This is a genomic window from Kribbella sp. NPDC051620 (assembly GCF_044453825.1).
Taxonomy (GTDB): domain Bacteria; phylum Actinomycetota; class Actinomycetes; order Propionibacteriales; family Kribbellaceae; genus Kribbella.
This window is the reverse complement of record NZ_JBITDB010000004.1, coordinates 714305-731481: the sequence shown is the minus strand read 5'-3', so window position 1 is coordinate 731481 and position 17177 is coordinate 714305. Positions and strand designations below refer to the sequence as shown.

Sequence of the window (17177 nt, the reverse complement as noted above, 5' to 3'; positions counted from 1 at the left end):
CGCAACCATCCGCCCCACGCCCCTCCGCGCCAACTCGTTCCCTGGCGACTTTGTGCACCGGGTGGGCAGTCTTCATGCGATGGAGCGACTGGGTGGTGCACAAGGTGCCCTGGGCAACTACTTTGCGGCGAGCTTCGAGGGTCGAACTGGGTCAGGTGGTTGGGGATCCGTCGGCGATGTAGTGCATGGGGTCGCCGAAGCCCAGGTCGGTGATGCCGGCGGTGTGGAAGGCGCCGACGAGGAGGGAGCGGCGGTGGGCGGCGAAGGTCAGGACGTGGGCGACCATTCCGCCGTAGGTGAAGACGCGGGGTGGTTCGCAGGTGGTGTCGACGAAGCTGTCGTCGAAGCGGCCCTCCTCGTTCAGCCGGTTGACCAGCGCGACGAAGCGGGAGCCGGCGTCGGCGTGCCGGGTGCGCAGCTCGGCGATCGGCGTGGTCACCTCGCGGCCGCACTCAGGCACCTGGAACGGCCGGTCCTCGACCGACGCCAGCCACATTTCCTCCTGCCACACCAGCCGATCCAGCAGGTACCGGATCGACACGTCGTCGTCGATGCCCTCGACGGACAGCTCGATCGGCTTGTCCAGGGTTGCGGCGTCCAGGCGCGCGCCGCGCTCGATCATCTCGCCGGTGAGCCATACGTGGTGCTCAACCATCCGTACCAGTACATCCATCCCTCTCGTCTCCTTCTGTGCGGGCAGGCGCAAACCTGCCGGTGGCTGAAAATGAACCCCACTGGGTGCAGCGAGGAAGAACCGCCGCGACGACTCCCGCCGCCACTCCCGCGGCGACATCCCGAACGCCCGGACGAACGCCCTGGTGAAAGCCTCATGCGATCCGTATCCCGACTCGATCGCCAACTCCAGTACGCCGGTATCCCCCGCCAGCAGCCGGTACGCCGCCCGCTCCAGCAACAGCCGCCGCCGGAAAGCCGAGGGCGACTCACCCGCGATCGCCGCGATCACCCGGTCGCAGTGCGAGCGGGACATATGCACCCGCTGAGCCAGATCGCACCCGGTCGTCCGAGCCTCATCAAGGCTGTCGGCGACCGCGGCGACAAAGCCGGCGAACACATCCGTTGAGTTCATAGCTCCACTCTGCCCGCAAACCCACCCACCCGACTTGATCGATTTCCCCCAACTGCTCCCAGCCAGTGAAACAGGATTGCGGAGTACTCTGCGGTGTGTAGTAGTGTGGTCGGCAGAGCACCGCGAAGCCGGTCTGAGGGGTCCGGGTTCGCGGTGCACCTAAGCGGAGGTGGTGGAGGCGATGGATCCGAGTCAGCTGCTCAAGGGCGTGCTCGACCTGGCCGTCCTGGCGGTGTTGCGGGACGCGGACGGGTACGGCTACGACGTACTGCGCCGGCTACGCGCCGCCGGGCTCGAAGATGTCGCGGACGCGTCGGTGTACGGGACGTTGCGGCGGTTGTTCGCGGCCGGCGCGTTGACGTCGTACGTGCAGCCCAGCGAGGAGGGCCCGCACCGCAAGTACTACGGGCTGAACAAGACCGGCCTGGATCTGCTCGCCGAGTCCACCAAGACGTGGAACCACTTCGCCGACACGATGTCGGTGTTGCTGCTCGAGGAGGCGGCTGCGTGAACAGCACCCTGACCGGACCGGTCGCGACCTACCTGGCCCAGGTGAAGGCCGAGCTGAGCGACCTGCCGCCGGGCGAACTGGCCGAGGTTCTCGACGACGTGACCGGCCATCTGAGCGAGGTCGCCGCCGAGTTCGAGGAAGAGCCGACGGCCGCCGCATTGCAGAACCGCCTCGGCACTCCCACCCAGTACGCCGATGAGCTCCGCACCGCGGCCGGCTACCCACCCCGCACGAAAGCGCCCAAGCCGGAGCGCACCGGCGCCGAGGCCGCTCTCACCTGGGGAATCATCGCCTCGATCGCCGGGCCGCTGTTCCTGATCATCGGCCTGACGAACGGCATCAGCGAAGCCGCCTTCTTCGGCACGATCGGAGTGATCCTGCTCGCCGGGGCCGCCTTCATGGGCGTGCGCGCCTTGCAGGGCAGGGATCCGCACATCGTCCTCGAGACGCGTCGCGGCCGGCAAGCCGCCGAGCAGCTCCGCAACCTGATCGACCAGATCCCGCCGAACGTCAGACGTGACCTGGTCACCATCGGCCAGCCCGTCTGGTGGGTGGCCCGCGGCATCGTCGGCGGCGGCGCGGTCTTCGCCATGTCCGGCGCGGCCGCCGTGGTGGTGGTCGGCGCGCTGGCCGGAGCCATCGTCTCGGTCTGGATCGGCCGCAAGACCCAGCAGGACCGTCGCTGGCTCTGGTACGTCGTACCGCTGAACGTGGTCGCGACGATCATCGTCCCGCTCTGGCTGGCATACAGCTTCGTCGGCGGCTCTGCGGGCCCCTTCACCAACTACCGCAGCACCCCGAGCAGCAACAACTACTACTCCCAGAGCGGTCTGACGCTGGACGGTACTTCGATCAGCAACGTATACCCGTTCGACGAGCAGGGCCGCCAGGTGAAGGTCCGCCTCTACGACCAGGACGGCAAGCCGATCAGCCTGCCGCTGCGGAACTGCGCCGCCGGCAACGGCACCCTCGGCGGCGACGAATCGGTCAGCAACGTGTACCCGCTGGCCATCGTCCGGACCGACGAGCCGACCCAAACGGATGCCAACGGCAACGACATCACGCCGTGCACTGAGACCGACAAGGCCCCGTTCGTCCCACCGCCGGCCCCGGCCACCACCCCGACCACGGGCTCGACCACGACACCTCAGCCCACCCCGACCGCCAAGCCGTCGGTCCCGGTCTCGTCTGGCAAGCCCACCCCGACCGGGCCGCCCACCACAGGCAAGCCAGGCGTCACGCTCACCATCACGCCAACTCGCTGAATTGCCCCAAAGCAACTGGGCTACATGTGCGCCGCGGCAACCGCGCGATACGTGTAGCCCAGTTTGCGATACACGGCGATCGCGGCCTCGTTGTCCCCGTGGACCATCAACCCGGTCCGCCCATGCCGCTTCACCAACTCAGCCGTCACGAACGCACAAACCTCCCGCGACAACCCCCGCCCCCGAGCATCCGGCCGAGTCGCCACGCCGGCCATGAACCCGACCTCCGGCGCACTCCACCCATCCGCCGCGATGCTCAACAGCTCACCGGCCTCGTCCACAACACCGGCCCACCGCAGTACGCCGGAAGCCCCCGGCCACGCATAGGACTCGGGCGACGCCTCGCTCAACAACGCCTCGACCCCATCGTCGCCGTCCAGCCAGGCAGCCGTCGTCGGCTGGGACGGTACGGCCGCCGTCTCCATCCACCCGAAAGTCGCCCGAAGCGACAACTCCGGCACCCGCGCAACCAACTCGCGGATCAACGCCTCCTCACCAAACGGCCGGAAGCCCGTCCCCAGCTCGCCAAGCAGCGAACCGACCAGCGGGACAAGGTCGGCCAACGGCCCGCGCACCACCAGCCGATCATGCTTCGACAGATCGGCGACGGCTACCGCAACCGCGTCACCGGCGTACCAGGCGCGGGCTCGATCGCCCACCAGCCCCTGGCCGCCCCACACCACCAACGCGTCCCAATCGGCTCTCGCCGCCAACTCCCCAGCGGTTGCGATCTCATGCACGCAGCCATTGTCCCTGAGACGTCAGGGTCGTTCGGAGGAGGAGGCACGTTGCAGCGCGTACGGCGACAGATGGTGGTACCCGCGCACGGAGACCCGCCGCAGCTTCCGCAACCGGTACGCCGGATTGCCGTCGAGCGCGGCAGCCAACTCCCGGTCGACCAGGACCCGTCCGGGCTTCGCCTCCGAGGTCAGCCGCGACGCCAGATTGACGACCTCGCCGTACACATCGCCGAGGCGGATCAGGATGCTGCCGTACGCGAGCCCGATCCGTAGCTCAGGCATGTCACCGGCCTCCAGCACCTTGTCCTGCAAGGCCAACGCGAGCGCGGCACCCTGCGCGGGTGTGTCGGTCACGAAGAGAACCTCGTCGCCGATCGACTTGATCACCCGCCCGCCGTTCAGCGCAACCACATCGGCGGCCAGCCCTTCGAAGCGCTCGATCAGCTTGCCCAGCTCGACGATGGACAGGCGCCTGGTCAGTCTGGTGTAGCTGACGATGTCGGCGAAACCCACCACCCGGACGCCGCGGGACAACTCGTCGGAGCCGGCCACGGCGCGCCCTGCCGCCGCGGCCAGATGTCGCCGCCAGACGTACGTCTGCAACCGTTCCATTGCTGGAAGCAACAGCGTCGCGACCTCGATCGCGTCGTCGGCGGACAGCTTGGCGCCCGCCAGTCGCTCCAGGAACATCGCCGACTGCCAGGACGCCAGCCGGGACTGGGTCTGGCCGAGCTTGCGGGCGAGCGAGGACTCCACCGCGGGATCGATGAAGCCGTCGTCCTCGAGCGCGGCGACCAGCCGGAGCGCCTCGACATCACCGTCGGTGAAGGCGATCTCGTCGTCCGGTACGGTCGCGAAGCCGAGCGCATGCCACATCTGCTCGGCCCGCTCGATCGAGATCCCGGCCCGCTCGGACACCTCGATCCGGGTGAACTTCCGCTCCCCACCCAGCAACGCCTGCTCAAACTCCTGCTGCAACAACCCCAGATCCGGCTCGGGCTCCGATGCCGTCCCGCCCGGCTGGGATGCCGACGGAGCCGGCCGCTCGGATGCCGGCCCGGAAGCCGTCGCTTCGGATGCTTGGGAGGCCGGCGTCGCTCCGGGAGCGGCGCCGGTTCCGGAGCGGTCAGTTCGTCTGGGGACCACGGCGCTCGGTGATGGTGGCGTCGATGGCGTTGCGGAAGTTGGGCAGGCGGGTGGTCAGGTCGTCGAACTTCTCCCGGGTGAAGTGCAGCAGTTGCAGCCGCGACTTCGCCGTGACCGTTGCCGTCCGCAACCGGTTCTGCCGGACCGCGACCTCGCCGGCGATGTCGCCCGGGCCGAGGACGGCGATCTCCTCGCCCTTGACCCGGACCGAGGCGGTGCCGCTCAGGATCAGGTACGCCGCGTCGGGTGGCGTCTGCTCCAGGATCAGCGACCAGCCGGCCGGAACCGAGACCTCTTCGCCGGCCCGGAAGATGTCCTTGATCTCCCGGCCGGACAGGTCCGCGAACAGCGGCAGGTCCCGCGGGGACGTCCTACCCAGTGCCACAACGATCCTCCGAGCCCGCCGGGCCTTGACCCAGCGATAGCAGGCCGATGTTTCCAGTCAGTAACTCTAACGGTTGATTCGTACCGGGGTCACACCAGCACCGACCAGGGGTTGGGCAGGAAGGCGACGTAATGGCGGTTCGCCCCTTAGAGTCAGGGTCCGTAGTACCAAGCTCAGGGGTGGGCGCATGCGAATAGCAATGGTGGGGATGGGGACCCGGGGAGACGCGCAACCAATGGCGGTCCTCGGCGCGGAACTGGCCGCGCGAGGGCACGAGGTCACGCTCGGACTGTCGTCCGATCTGGTCTGGATCGGGGAGGCGCTCGGTCTGCGGACGATCGATCTGCGCACCAGCGCCCGGGAGTTCCTCGAGTCCGAACAGGGCCAGAAATGGCTGGCCGCGGGCGACTTCCAGTCCTACGTCCGCTGGCTGATGGACCACAAGAACCGGGTCGCGGACCAACTCCAGGCCGACCTGATCGACCTCGTAGCCGACGCCGATGCCCTGATCTCCGGTACTGCGACCGAACTCGAATCCACCATCATCGCCGAAGCGGCCGGCATCCCTTACGCGTCGGTCTACCACGCCCCGATCCGCAGCAACAGCGCCTTCCCGCACCTGCTCGTCTCCACCGACATCTTCTCCCCGGAGAAGAACCTGGAGACGTACGCCGAGATCGACAGAGCCAACTGGCCGCTCTTCGAGCCCTACGTCAACAAGCTCCGCGCCCGCGTCGGCCTGGCCCAGACCACGGAGACCACCGGCAGCCGGCTCGCCAGCTCCGGCGCCCTGGAGATCCAGGCCTACAGCCGGCACGTCGTACCAGAGCTGGCCGACTGGGATGCCCGGCGGCCACTGACCGGCTTCCTCGCACCATCGGCCGAGCAGCGCAGATTGCTCGACGACCTGGTCGATCCCGAGCTGGACGCCTGGCTGGATGACGGCGAACCACCCGTGTACTTCGGCTTCGGCAGCATGCCTGTACTCGACCCCGACGCCGCGTTGACGATGATCGAGAAGGTCGCGGACACTCTCGGCGTCCGCGCGCTCGTCACCCTCAGAGCCAGTGCCACGAACAACAGCGCGGTCCGCGTCGTCGGCAATCTCAACCACGACGTCGTCCTGCCGCGCTGCCGGGCAGCCGTCCACCACGGCGGCGCCGGTACGTCAGCCACCTCCTTGCGCGCCGGCCTGCCGACGGTGGTCTGCGCCGTCTTCGCCGACCAGCCCTTCTGGGGCGCGCAACTCCAGCGGATGGGCGTCGGCAGCACCCTGCGCTTCACCGACCTGAGCGAACCCACCCTGTTCGCGGCCCTCGAATCGATGCTTGCCGACGGCCCCCGTCAACGCGCGGCCGAACTCGCCCTCCTGCTCCGCGAGGAAGACCCCGTCACCCAGACCGCCGACGCCTTCGAACAGTCCCTGCGCCACTGAAGCGTTGACCTGATCCGCCGACCTGGCTACGGTGTCTGGGAAATCGATTTCTCGCGCTCAGACCGCCAAGGAGACGCGCCATGCGGAAGCGATTGGTCCTCATCCTGCCCGTGCTGCTCGGAGCCGCGCTGCTGCCGGCCAACCCCGCACCGGACGCCCGCGCTTCGGCGGTACCGTCCCCTGCCGAGCGGGTCGCCAAGCTCACCGGACCGGGGTCGATCAACGACACCGAGGCCCGCTTCGGTCTCAAGGCGACCGACCTCGGCATTCTCTGGGACAACGGTTCGGGCGAGATCCTCACCGCGTTCGGTGACAGCTACGGCAGCGGCTGGACCGGTCCCGGTGGAGGCGCGGGCGACCCGGCGACCATCGACTGGCGCTGCAACCTGCTGTTCCGGAGCAAGGACCGCAACCTCGCCGACGGCATGACGCTCGACAGCGCGGCCGAGGACCGGCCCGGTCACGCCAAGGAGTTCCTCGGCTGCAAGAAGATCGATCGCGACGAGCACACCGTCATCCCGACCGCGGGGATCTCGGTCGGCAAGCGGCAGTACGTGCAGTACATGTCGGTCAACTACTGGGGTCCGGCCGGCAGTTGGTTCACGAACCATTCGGGCTTCGCCTACTCCGACGACAACGGCGAGACCTGGACGAAGGATCCGAAGGCGATCTGGAAGAACACGGCCGCCTGGGACGACAACTTCCAGATGAACGCGCTGGTCCGGTCGGGCGGCTACGTCTACCTGATCGGTACTCCGAACGGCCGGTTCGGCAACGCGCACCTGGCTCGCGTACCGGAGAAGCAGGTGTTGTCGAAGAACGCGTGGCGCTATTGGAACGGCAGCAACTGGTCGCGCGACGAGCGTTCCGCAGTACCGATCGCTGCCGGGCCGATCAGCGAGGTGTCCGTGCAGTGGAACGCCTATCTCGGCAAGTGGCTGATGATGTACCTCGACGAGCAACGAGCCTCCGTCGTACTGCGCTCCGCCGCATCCCTCACCGGCCCGTGGTCCGGTCAGCAAGTGGTTGCCCGAGGCACCGACTTCCCCGGCCTGTACGGAACCTTCATGCACCCGTGGTCCACCGGCCCCGACCTCTACTTCACGATGTCGCAATGGGACCCGTACAACGTCTTCCTGATGCACACCAAACTCACCGACGACGGCGCCATCACCAACCTGATAACGGATCCCGGCTTCGAAGCCCAAACCGGCCCGGCCCCCTCACCCCCGTGGCAACTCAACGGCCACGGCGGCATCGACCGCACCAACCTGGGCCATACCGGCACCAACAACGCCTTCGTCCGTGACTCGATCGGCCAGCACCAACTCCAGCAAACCGTCGCCGTCCGCCCCCACCACCGCTACAGACTCTCCGCCTGGCTCCGAACCGCCGACAACAACACCGAGACCATGCTCGGCGCCCGAACCCTTCGCGGCAAAACCCTCACCCAGAAGACCAGCGGCCCCCGCCCGCAGTACACGCAAGTAAGCACTGTCTTCAACACCGGCCGAGAGTCCCTGATCCAGCTTTACGCAGGCTTCTTCGGACACGGCCAAGATGTCTGGCTTCAGCTCGACGACGTGGTACTCGAGGAGGTTCGGTGACCCTGCGCTGATGCCACCATTCGCTTGTGGATGTCGTGGTACAGCGGGTACGGACCCGGTGGGGCAAGGAGTCCCGAGGTGGGCCGAATGCGGCGGCGCGGAACGGCATCCCGCTGGCCTTCGCGGTGCCGCCCGGGCCGGGCCCGATCTTTCACAGCGTCGAGATGGAGCAGTGGTCGGACTATCGGCCCAGGGTGTCGACGGGCGACCTCGACCTGTTCGGGCTGGAGCTGAGCGAGGACAACGGCCGATTGCGGGTGTTCCCGAGCACCTACTATCCGATGCCGCCGCGCAGCCGGCATCCGGCCGTGCAGCTCGAGGTCGGCGAGTGGTTGCGGTGGCAGCTCAACTACCGCTTGGTGCACTACAACAGCGGTGAATGGATCTACCAGCTCGACACCTTCAACATCGGCTATGCGACCACCGATCCGAGGCTGTTCCTCGGCCCTCCACCTCGGGTGATCGACGAACTCGGCTATCTGCGTTAGCCGCTGGACGAACTCCGGTAGCGGCCGGGGGTGGTGCCTACCAGGGCGGTGAAGGCGGTGATGAAGCTGCTGGGGTTGGACCAGCCGCAGGCGTGGGCGGTGTGGGTCGTGTCGTGGCCTTCGGCTAGCAGGATGAGGGCGTGGCAGATGCGGAGGTGGGTGCGCCATTGGTAGAAGGTCAGCCCGAGTTCATCGCGGAGTAGGCGGCTGAGGGTGCGGGCGCTGGCGCCTATCGTGCGGCCGAGTTCGGTCAATGAGGTGTTGTCGGCGGGGTCGTCGTACAGGAGCTGGGCGAGGGCGCGGAGCCGGTCGTCGTGGGGCTCGGGGAGTTGCAGGGGTTGCTCGTGAGCTTGGTCGAGTTCGTCGATGAGGACACGTACGAGTCGGGCCTGGGCGGCGCTGGCATGGCCGTCCGCTTCATAGCTGCGCGGGCCGGTGAGTGTCAGCAGTACTTCGCGGGCGAGGTCGGAGACGGTGAACACCGACGGACGGGATGGCACGAGCCGGGCCTGCGCGGCGGTCAGGAACAGGATTCGCATGTCGGTATCGCCGTGAGCCCGGTGATAGTGGGTGAACCCGCCGGGCGTCCACGCGACTCGATTCGCCGGGACCACCGATGTGCCTTCTTCGGTATGGACCGACAGGACGCCGCGTGCCGCGTACACCAGATGCCCCCGCGGGTGCGAGTGCGCCGAACTCGTCCCGCCCGACGGCCAGACGTGTACTCCTCCGGACGGCCACAGATGCAGCGTTTGGGGAGACGACGGAGATTGGCGGCCAACGGGCATGAGTTGGCGGTTTACCGGTGGCCCGCCACGAGAGCCCGCGGCGACAGTTGAGGCATGCGAACGACGATGCGAGCGGCGGTCTGTGTCAGAGCGGGCGATCCCGAAGTACTGGAGATCCGGGAGGTGCCGATGCCTGAGGTCCGTGACGGCTGGAGTCTGGTGCAGGTGAAGGGCGCTGGGCTCAACCGGTCCGAGCTGCGGACGCGCCAGGGACACTCGCCGAGCGTGAGCTTCCCTCGTGTGCTCGGGATCGAGTGCGTGGGGATCGTGACGGCGTCGACGGATCCGCGGGTACCGGAGGGCGCGACCGTCGCGGCGGTGATGGGCGAGATGGGCCGGGCCTTCGACGGCGGCTACGCGGAGTACGCGTTGCTGCCGAACTCGCTGCTGATGCCGATCACGACGAATCTGCCTTGGGAGATCTTGGCGGCACTCCCCGAGACGTACCTCACCGCGCAGGGCTCACTGGACGCGCTGGAGATCACCGAGGGCCGGTTGCTCATTCGCGGCGGGACCTCGTCGGTGGGCATGGCGGCCGCGTCGATTGCCGCCGGCCACGGAATCACGGTTGCGGCGACTACCCGGAGTACAGACAAGGCCGAGGCGTTGACCGCGGCTGGTGTCGATCACGTCCTCATCGACGACGGTGAGTCCTTGGCCGAGGCGGTGCGCGCGATCTGGCCCGACGGCCCCGACTACGTTCTGGACCTCGTGGGCGCAAGGACCGCAGTGGATTCGCTGCGGTTGGTACGTCGCGGCGGCGCGGTTTGCGTGTCCGGATCACTCAGCGGCTGGTCGATCCCGGACTTCGAGCCGATCGCGATGATCCCGTCCGGCACCCGGCTCACCACGTTCCACAGCAAGGACGCAGCGGGTACCACCGCCTTGCAGCGCATCGTCGACGAGGTCGAAGCCGGCATCTACCGACCCAACCTCGACCGCGTCTTCACCCTGGACGAGATCGCCAAAGCGCACGACTACATGGAGAACAACCAAGCCACCGGCAAGGTGGTCGTCATTCCCTAGCTACTGCGGGTGCGCCGCGAGCGATGGGACCGCGAGCGCTCGGTACGACGCCGTACCGGCCGCCGCGGACCCACCAGGCGAGGACCGGCCAACCGGTCCTCCAGCCGACGGGCCTCACGCCGAATCGGTTGAGCCACGTATTCGCCGAGGATCACGCCCGACGCAAGGGCCACGCCGATCGCGACCGCCGTGGCCAGGGAGACGATGCCGATCAGGTTGCCGAGGCTCATCAACTCGAGCAAACCCTTGTAGATGGTCAGTCCTGGAAGCAGCGGGACCGTGCCGGAGACGACGACCACCAGGGGCGGGACCCCGGAGCGGCGGCCCAGGGAGTAGCCGGTGAGGCCGACGGTGAAGGCGGCTGCCGCGGTCGACCACGCCGGGCCGAACTCCGCGCGCGACATCAGCGTGAAGACGAGCGAACCGAGTCCGCCGACGATCGCGATCGGAAGCAGGGAACGCAGCGGCGAGTACGACGCGTAGGCGAACGCGACGGCCATCAGCGCACCGGATCCGACCATGATGGGGAGGTTGCTGAGCTGGATCGTCTGGGCCTCGATGGCTACCGGGAGACCCAGCTTGATGCCGAGGCTGATGCCCAGCGAGACGCCGGCGATGATGCCGCCGGTCAGCAACATCGCTTCCAGGCTTCGGGCGGCGGCGGTGACGTAGTACCCGGTGATCGCGTCTTGGACGGCACCCGTGAGGGCGATGCCGGCCAGCAACATGATGATGCCGGCGGCAACTACCAGCGATGGTTTCACCGGGGCGTGGACGGCGTACAGGATCAGAGCCACGGCGGTGGCGACGAACGCGCCCGCGACCTGTTGGTAGAAGGCGGGAAGGCGCTGGCGGTTGAACCAGCGGTTGCTGAGCTCGATGAAGCAGGCGGTGACGACGGCGACGAGGGTGATCAGCCAGCCGCCGCCGAGCAACAGGGTCGCGCCGCCGGCCATCACGCCCCAGGCGACCACCGAGCTCCAGCGGGGGAACGGCGGGCCGGCCGAGACCATCCGGGCCAGCTCGCGGCTGGCTTCCTCGCGGGTGAGTTCGGCGCGGACGAAGCGGCGTACGAGTTGGTCGACGGCTGTCAGGCGGGAGAAGTCCTGGCCGCGGTACCGGACGATGCGCATGTGCGTCTCGGGGGCGACGTCGGGCGCGGCCTGGTACGAGATCGCGATCGAGGTGAAGGTGATGTCGACCTCGCAACCGCGCAGTCCGGCGGCGGCGGTCACGCTGAGGATGGTGGCGGTGGCGTCCGCGGTGCCGGCGCCGCTGGATAGCACGACCTCACCGATCCGCAGGGCGAGATCGAGGGTGCGATAAAGCTCACGCTGCTCGTCCCGCGCGCGCTCCTCAGCAGCCTGCAACTCGGCCGACAACTCATCGACAGACAACTCCCCAGTAGTCGGCTCCGACTCCCGCCGATCATGCCGTCGCCGCTCGGCCCGGCGACGCTCAGCTTGCCGGCGTTCACCCAGCCGCAGGTCCTCCGTGAGGGTGACGTCGAGCGACGGCGGGCCTGTCTTGCCCCCGTCGGCTGCCGAATCGCCGCGCTTGGCCACCGTGCTCCTTTCGTGTTCTGAAACGACGCTAACGCCCATCGCCTCGCCGTACCCCATCCGCCGATCGGCACCGGTCCGCGGGCGGGCTGTCCGGAATCGGCCTGCAATCGCTTTCCGCCGACTTTCCCGACAGGTTGACTCGCCGTGACCGCCCACCTAAGGTTGCGGTCACGAGCCTCGGAAAGCCCTTTCCAAGGCGTGCGCCGAGGTGAAGGAGACGAGCATGTGTGAGTTCGGCCCGGCCGCGGCGCTGCCCGGCGGCATCGGCATCTCGCGGCTGACCGTGTACGACATCGAGGCGCCCGACGGCCTCGTCGGCGGCACCCCGCACGTCCACCTCGCCTGCTCCGAGGGGTACTACGTGATCGCCGGCTCCGGCGCGGTCCAGACTCTCAACCCAAAGGGCTTCACCGAGACCCCGCTGCAGGCGGGCACCGTCGTCTGGTTCGATCCCGGCACCATCCACCGGCTGATCAACGGCGGCGGCCTCCAGATCCTCACCCTGATGTCGAACTCCGGCCTCCCCGAGGCAGGCGACGCCGTCCTCACGCTCCCACCCGAGCACCTCACCGACCGCGAGACCTACCTCAAGGCCACCACGCTCACCGGCGAAGGCGAGGCCCGTACGCCGTCCGCGATGGCCCGCCGCAACCTCGCCCTCGAAGGCTTCGCCGTACTACGAGACGCCTACGCCGCCGACGGCCCCACCGCCCTCGACGCCTTCTACGCCGCCGCCATCCGCATCGTCCAGCCCCAGCTCGCCGACTGGCGCAAACGCTGGGAAGCGGGCGCCCGCCGGTTGGCCGACGAGACCGGCGCTGCCCTTGAGGCCCTGGAGTCCGGCAAAGCTCCTCACCTCCAGAACGCAGAGCTGCATGAGCTCCCCGCCCCCACCGAGTACGCCCGCCACGGCATGTGCGGCCGCCTCGATGTCTACGACCTGAACGAACGACCGTGAAACCGCCCCACACCCCGCGCGGACTGCGCCGAAGAGAGGTAGAACTGTGAACGATCGACGCGTCGGCATCGTGATGAACGGCGTCACCGGCCGGATGGGCCTGCGCCAGCACCTGGAGCGTTCCATCGTGGCGATCCGCGAGCAGGGCGGGATCCCGGCCGCCGACGGGACGATGATCATCCCCGAGCCGATCCTGGTCGGCCGCAACGAGCTCAAGCTGAAGAACATCGCCGACCAGTACGGTCTGAGCCGCTGGACCACCGACCTGTCCGAGGCGCTGGCCGAGCCCGACGTCGAGATCTACTTCGACTCCCAGCTCACCCAGCTCCGCGAGAAGGGCGTCCGCGCCGCCGTCGAGGCCGGCAAGGCGATCTACTGCGAGAAGCCGATCGCCGAAGGCCTCGAGGCGGCCGTCGACCTGGCCCGGCTGGTCCGCGACTCCGGCCTGAAGAACGGCGTCGTCCAGGACAAGCTCTCGCTGCCCGGCCTGCGCAAGCTCAAGCGGCTCGTCGACGGCGGCTTCTTCGGCGAGATCCTCTCGGTCCGCGGCGAGTTCGGCTACTGGGTCTTCGAGGGCGACTGGCAGGAAGCACAGCGGCCCGCCTGGAACTACAAGACCGAGGAAGGCGGCGGCATCGTCGTCGACATGTTCTGCCACTGGCGGTACGTGCTCGACCAGATCTTCGCCCCGGTCAAGTCGGTCTACTGCCAGGGCGCGACCCACATCCCGACCCGGTACGACGAACAGGGTCAGGCGTACCAGGCCACCGCCGAGGACGCGGCGTACGGCATCTTCGAACTGGAGGGCGGCATCATCGCCCAGCTCAACTCCTCCTGGACGACGCGGGTGTTCCGCGACGAGCTGGTCGAGTTCCAGGTCGACGGTACCGAGGGAAGCGCCGTCGCCGGCCTGCGCAACTGCCGCGCCCAGCACCGCTCCGCCACCCCCAAGCCCGTCTGGAACCCGGACCTCCCTGCGGCCTACTCCTTCCGCGACCAGTGGTCGGAGGTCCCCGACAACGAGGTCTTCGACAACGGCTTCAAGGTCCAGTGGGAGATGTTCCTCCGCCACGTCGTCGACGACGCCCCCTTCACCTGGGACTTCGTCGAAGGCGCCAAGGGCGTCCAGCTGGCCGAACTGGGCCTCCAGTCCTGGCGCGAAGGCCGCAAACTGGAGGTTCCGGCCCTCGACATCGAGTCCCGCCCATGACCCTGTCCCTCCGGCTCCCCCTCAACGGCACCTTGGAGACGTACCAACTAACCGGTACGCCGATTGCCGCCAGCAACTATGAGCCCTCCCGCACCCGCCTGGCCTTCGCCGCCGCCCACGTCGTCTCGGACCCGTTGGCCGACAACTCCCCAGGCGCCCCCGCGGCCATCGACTGGCACCACACCCTCGGCTTCCGTCGACACCTCTGGTCCCTCGGCTTGTCAGTAGCCGAAGCAATGGACACAGCCCAACGAGGTATGGGCCTCGACTGGCCCGCCACCCAGGAGCTGATCAGGCGATCCGCCGCCGAAGCACCAGCTGGGCGTATTGCAGTTGGCGTGGGTACAGACCAACTGCCCGCGGGTACTCACCCACTCGACGCCGTGATCGCCGCCTACGAAGAGCAATTGGCACTTGCCGAAGAGGTTGGCGCCCAACCCATCCTCATGGCCAGTCGAGCCCTGTGTGCGGCCGCCAACTCACCGGACGACTACCGCAAGGTGTACGACCGGCTGCTCGGGCAGTCGGCTCGGCCGGTGATCCTGCACTGGCTTGGGTCGATGTTCGATCCGGCATTGGACGGCTACTGGGGTAGCGACTCCCTGGACATCGCGGCTGACGTGGTGGTCGAGCTGATCAACGAGAACGTCAGCAAGGTGGACGGCATCAAGGTCTCGTTGCTCGACGCCGCCAAGGAAGTTGCCTTGCGCAAGCGTTTGCCTGACGGGGTCCGGCTGTACACGGGCGACGACTTCAACTACCCCGAGCTGATTCGGGGTGACGGCGAGCGATACAGCGACGCGTTGCTCGGGATCTTCGCGGCGATCGCGCCGGCCGCCGCGGCCGCGTTGAAGGCGCTCGACGACGGTGAGCCGGCGAAGTACGAGGAGATTTTCGCGCCGACCGTCCCGCTGGCGCGGCAGATCTTCTCGGCTCCGACGTACTACTACAAAACCGGAATCGCCTTCCTGGCTTGGCTCAACGGGCATCAACCAGGCTTCGGCATGGTCGGCGGCCTGCAGACCGGCCGCTCCCTGCCGCACCTGGCCGACACCTTCCGGCTGGCCGACGCGGCCGGCGTACTGACCTCTCCCGAGCTGGCTGTCGATCGCTTCAGGCAGTTGCTCGCAGTCGGCGGGATCGACGCATGAACCGCTACAGCCTCAACCAGGCAACCACGAAGTACTGGCCGCTGGAGGAAGTGGTTGCCGCCAGCGCCAAAGCCGACCTCGACTGGATCGGCCTGTGGCGCGAGCCGATCCAGGAGTACGGCGTCGAGCGCTCGGCCAAGCTCGTCGCCGACGCCGGCCTGCGCGTTTCCTCCTTGTGCAGAAGCGGTTTCTTCACCGCCACCGACGCCGCCGAACGCCAGGCGAAGATCGACGACAACCACCGCGCGATCGACGAGGCGGCCACTCTCGGTACCGACGTACTGGTCCTCGTCAGCGGCGGCCTCCCACCCGGCTCCCGCGACATCGACGGCGCCCGCGGCATGATCCGCGACGGCCTCGCCGAACTCGCCCCGTACGCCGGTGAGCGCGGTGTCCGTCTAGCGGTCGAACCTCTCCACCCGATGTTCTGCTCCGACCGCTGCGTCGTCTCCTCCCTCAGCGGCGCTCTCGACCTGGCCGAGCAGTTCCCCGTCGAGCAGGTCGGCGTGATCGTCGACGCCTACCACCTCTGGTGGGACGCCGACATCTACCGCCAGATCGAACGCGCGGGCGCCCGGATCTGCTCGTACCAGGTGAGCGACTGGACCACCCCGCTACCCGCCGACAACCTGCTCGGCCGCGGCATGATGGGCGACGGCGCGATCGAACTGCGCCGGCTCCGCGAGGCGTGCGACGCGGCCGGGTACGACGGCCCGGTCGAGGTCGAGATCTTCAACCAGCAACTGTGGGACGCGCCCGGCCAGGAAGTCTTCGACCTCGCCCTGGCGCGCTATCTCGAGCACGTCGCCTGATCTCTGCAGAAACTCGAAGGAGCTACCTCCCCATGAGCGACCGGACCATTCCCGCGGGCGGGATCGGCATGCACCTCTACACGATGCGCGAGGCGCTGGCCGCGGACTACCCCGGCACCCTCCAGCGCCTTGCCGAGATCGGCTACAAAACTGTTGGCGTGAGCGGCCGTTTCGGTCACTCGGCCGAGGAGATCCGCTCGTACGCCGACGCGGCCGGCCTGCAGATCGTGCTCGAGCACGTCGGCTATCCCCGGCTGACCGACAACTGGGAGGGCGCTCTCGCGGACGTCCAGACGCTCGGTGGCCGGTGGATCGTCGTACCGTCGCTGCAGGTCGAGTTGCGTACGCTCGACGGTTTCCGGGAGGCTGCTCGCGCCTTCAACAGCGCCGGACAGTTGGCGAAGAAGGAGGGGCTGAAGCTGCTCTTCCACAACCACGGCCACGACTTCGACGACGTCGACGGCCAGGTGCTGTTCGACATCCTGCTCGACGAGGTCGACGCGGACCTGCTCGGCTTCGAGCTCGACCTGTACTGGGTGGTCAACGGCGGCAAGGACCCGATCGACTACTTCCGCCACCACCCCGGCCGCTTCCCGGCACTCCACGTCAAGGACATGGCCCCGGACGGCTCGTTCGCGGACGTCGGCACTGGCACGCTCGACTTCGCGGCGATCTTCGCCGAGGCCGAATCGGGTGGGGTCCAGCAGTGGCTGGTCGAGCACGATGCGCCGACCGACGAGTGGGAGTCGGCGCGTACGTCGTACCGGGCGCTCGCTTCCATTCGCTACTGAGCTCCATTCGCTGCCGATCGATTTCTCACCGTACGTACCGGTAGGCGTATTCTCGTCACTGACAGCAGGCGGTCGACTCCCGTCCGGCGTATTCGGTCGTCCGTGTCGCGCTGGAGAGCGTCTTCCGGTGTGAATGGTCTGTCACCCTGTAAGAGGGCCCTCACCACGGCGGGGTCCCGTGAGGCCGCCGACGCCGTGACGCCGGAGAGATC

At 68.0% G+C, this 17177-nt stretch carries 17 protein-coding genes; 11 read left to right on the top strand and 6 right to left on the bottom strand.

The features are described 5' to 3' along the window. Positions 1 to 151 precede the first annotated feature (151 nt). A complete protein-coding gene (locus tag ACIA12_RS22615) occupies positions 152 to 1087 on the bottom strand; it encodes a helix-turn-helix domain-containing protein (RefSeq protein WP_396369011.1) in 936 nt (311 codons plus the stop codon). Between the two features lie 181 nt (positions 1088 to 1268). On the opposite strand from ACIA12_RS22615, the gene ACIA12_RS22610 reads away from it, so the two are divergent. Together ACIA12_RS22610 and ACIA12_RS22605 are read left to right on the top strand one after the other, a co-directional pair. Continuing rightward, positions 1269 to 1598: a PadR family transcriptional regulator gene (locus ACIA12_RS22610; protein ID WP_343967149.1), complete on the top strand. Its 330-nt coding sequence runs from the start codon at positions 1269 to 1271 to the stop codon at positions 1596 to 1598. Beyond that, the gene (locus tag ACIA12_RS22605; RefSeq protein WP_396369010.1) at positions 1595 to 2863 is read left to right on the top strand and encodes an HAAS signaling domain-containing protein; all 1269 of its coding nucleotides are present in this window, start codon (positions 1595 to 1597) and stop codon (positions 2861 to 2863) included. Before ACIA12_RS22610 ends, ACIA12_RS22605 begins: the two co-directional genes overlap by 4 nt. Positions 2864 to 2883: 20 nt before the next feature. On the opposite strand, the gene ACIA12_RS22600 is transcribed toward ACIA12_RS22605, so the two are convergent. From ACIA12_RS22600 to ACIA12_RS22590, 3 genes are all read right to left on the bottom strand, one after another. Further along, entirely contained in the window at positions 2884 to 3603 is a 720-nt protein-coding gene (locus ACIA12_RS22600) for a GNAT family N-acetyltransferase (RefSeq protein ID WP_396369009.1), read from the bottom strand. 21 nt (positions 3604 to 3624) lie between these two features. Next, entirely contained in the window at positions 3625 to 4581 is a 957-nt protein-coding gene (locus ACIA12_RS22595; protein WP_396369008.1) for an adenylate/guanylate cyclase domain-containing protein, read from the bottom strand. A 148-nt stretch (positions 4582 to 4729) separates the two neighbouring features. Continuing rightward, a complete protein-coding gene (locus tag ACIA12_RS22590) occupies positions 4730 to 5134 on the bottom strand; it encodes a cyclic nucleotide-binding domain-containing protein (protein ID WP_396369007.1) in 405 nt (134 codons plus the stop codon). Between the two features lie 187 nt (positions 5135 to 5321). Between ACIA12_RS22590 and ACIA12_RS22585 the strand changes: the two genes are divergently transcribed. The 3 genes from ACIA12_RS22585 to ACIA12_RS22575 all read left to right on the top strand — a co-directional run bounded on the left by ACIA12_RS22585 (position 5322) and on the right by ACIA12_RS22575 (position 8664). Then, the gene (locus ACIA12_RS22585) at positions 5322 to 6569 is read left to right on the top strand and encodes a glycosyltransferase (protein WP_396369006.1); all 1248 of its coding nucleotides are present in this window, start codon (positions 5322 to 5324) and stop codon (positions 6567 to 6569) included. An 80-nt stretch (positions 6570 to 6649) separates the two neighbouring features. Continuing rightward, entirely contained in the window at positions 6650 to 8176 is a 1527-nt protein-coding gene (locus ACIA12_RS22580) for a DUF4185 domain-containing protein (protein WP_396369005.1), read from the top strand. Between the two features lie 26 nt (positions 8177 to 8202). Beyond that, positions 8203 to 8664 carry a hypothetical protein gene (locus ACIA12_RS22575; RefSeq protein ID WP_396369004.1) on the top strand — a complete coding sequence of 154 codons (462 nt, stop codon included), beginning with the start codon at positions 8203 to 8205 and terminating at the stop codon, positions 8662 to 8664. Here ACIA12_RS22575 and ACIA12_RS22570 read toward each other — a convergent pair. Then, positions 8661 to 9452: an AraC family transcriptional regulator gene (locus tag ACIA12_RS22570; RefSeq protein ID WP_396369003.1), complete on the bottom strand. Its 792-nt coding sequence runs from the start codon at positions 9450 to 9452 to the stop codon at positions 8661 to 8663. The genes ACIA12_RS22575 and ACIA12_RS22570 overlap by 4 nt on opposite strands. Positions 9453 to 9506: 54 nt before the next feature. Here ACIA12_RS22570 and ACIA12_RS22565 point away from each other — a divergent pair, with 54 nt between their 5' ends. Then, on the top strand, positions 9507 to 10478 hold the full coding sequence (locus ACIA12_RS22565; protein WP_396369002.1) for a zinc-binding dehydrogenase: 972 nt from the start codon (positions 9507 to 9509) through the stop codon (positions 10476 to 10478). Here ACIA12_RS22565 and ACIA12_RS22560 read toward each other — a convergent pair. Next, positions 10475 to 12043 carry a threonine/serine exporter ThrE family protein gene (locus tag ACIA12_RS22560; protein WP_396369001.1) on the bottom strand — a complete coding sequence of 523 codons (1569 nt, stop codon included), beginning with the start codon at positions 12041 to 12043 and terminating at the stop codon, positions 10475 to 10477. The genes ACIA12_RS22565 and ACIA12_RS22560 overlap by 4 nt on opposite strands. 223 nt (positions 12044 to 12266) lie before the next feature. On the opposite strand from ACIA12_RS22560, the gene ACIA12_RS22555 reads away from it, so the two are divergent. The 5 genes from ACIA12_RS22555 to ACIA12_RS22535 are packed head-to-tail and all read left to right on the top strand — an operon-like array spanning position 12267 to position 16965. Further along, on the top strand, positions 12267 to 13001 hold the full coding sequence (locus ACIA12_RS22555) for a cupin domain-containing protein (RefSeq protein WP_396369000.1): 735 nt from the start codon (positions 12267 to 12269) through the stop codon (positions 12999 to 13001). 46 nt (positions 13002 to 13047) lie between these two features. After that, on the top strand, positions 13048 to 14211 hold the full coding sequence (locus tag ACIA12_RS22550) for a Gfo/Idh/MocA family protein (RefSeq protein WP_396368999.1): 1164 nt from the start codon (positions 13048 to 13050) through the stop codon (positions 14209 to 14211). Then, positions 14208 to 15362: a dihydrodipicolinate synthase family protein gene (locus tag ACIA12_RS22545; protein ID WP_396368998.1), complete on the top strand. Its 1155-nt coding sequence runs from the start codon at positions 14208 to 14210 to the stop codon at positions 15360 to 15362. Before ACIA12_RS22550 ends, ACIA12_RS22545 begins: the two co-directional genes overlap by 4 nt. Beyond that, positions 15359 to 16174: a sugar phosphate isomerase/epimerase family protein gene (locus ACIA12_RS22540; protein ID WP_396368997.1), complete on the top strand. Its 816-nt coding sequence runs from the start codon at positions 15359 to 15361 to the stop codon at positions 16172 to 16174. Before ACIA12_RS22545 ends, ACIA12_RS22540 begins: the two co-directional genes overlap by 4 nt. A gap of 32 nt (positions 16175 to 16206) precedes the next feature. Then, entirely contained in the window at positions 16207 to 16965 is a 759-nt protein-coding gene (locus ACIA12_RS22535; RefSeq protein ID WP_396368996.1) for a sugar phosphate isomerase/epimerase family protein, read from the top strand. Positions 16966 to 17177: the final 212 nt, after the last annotated feature.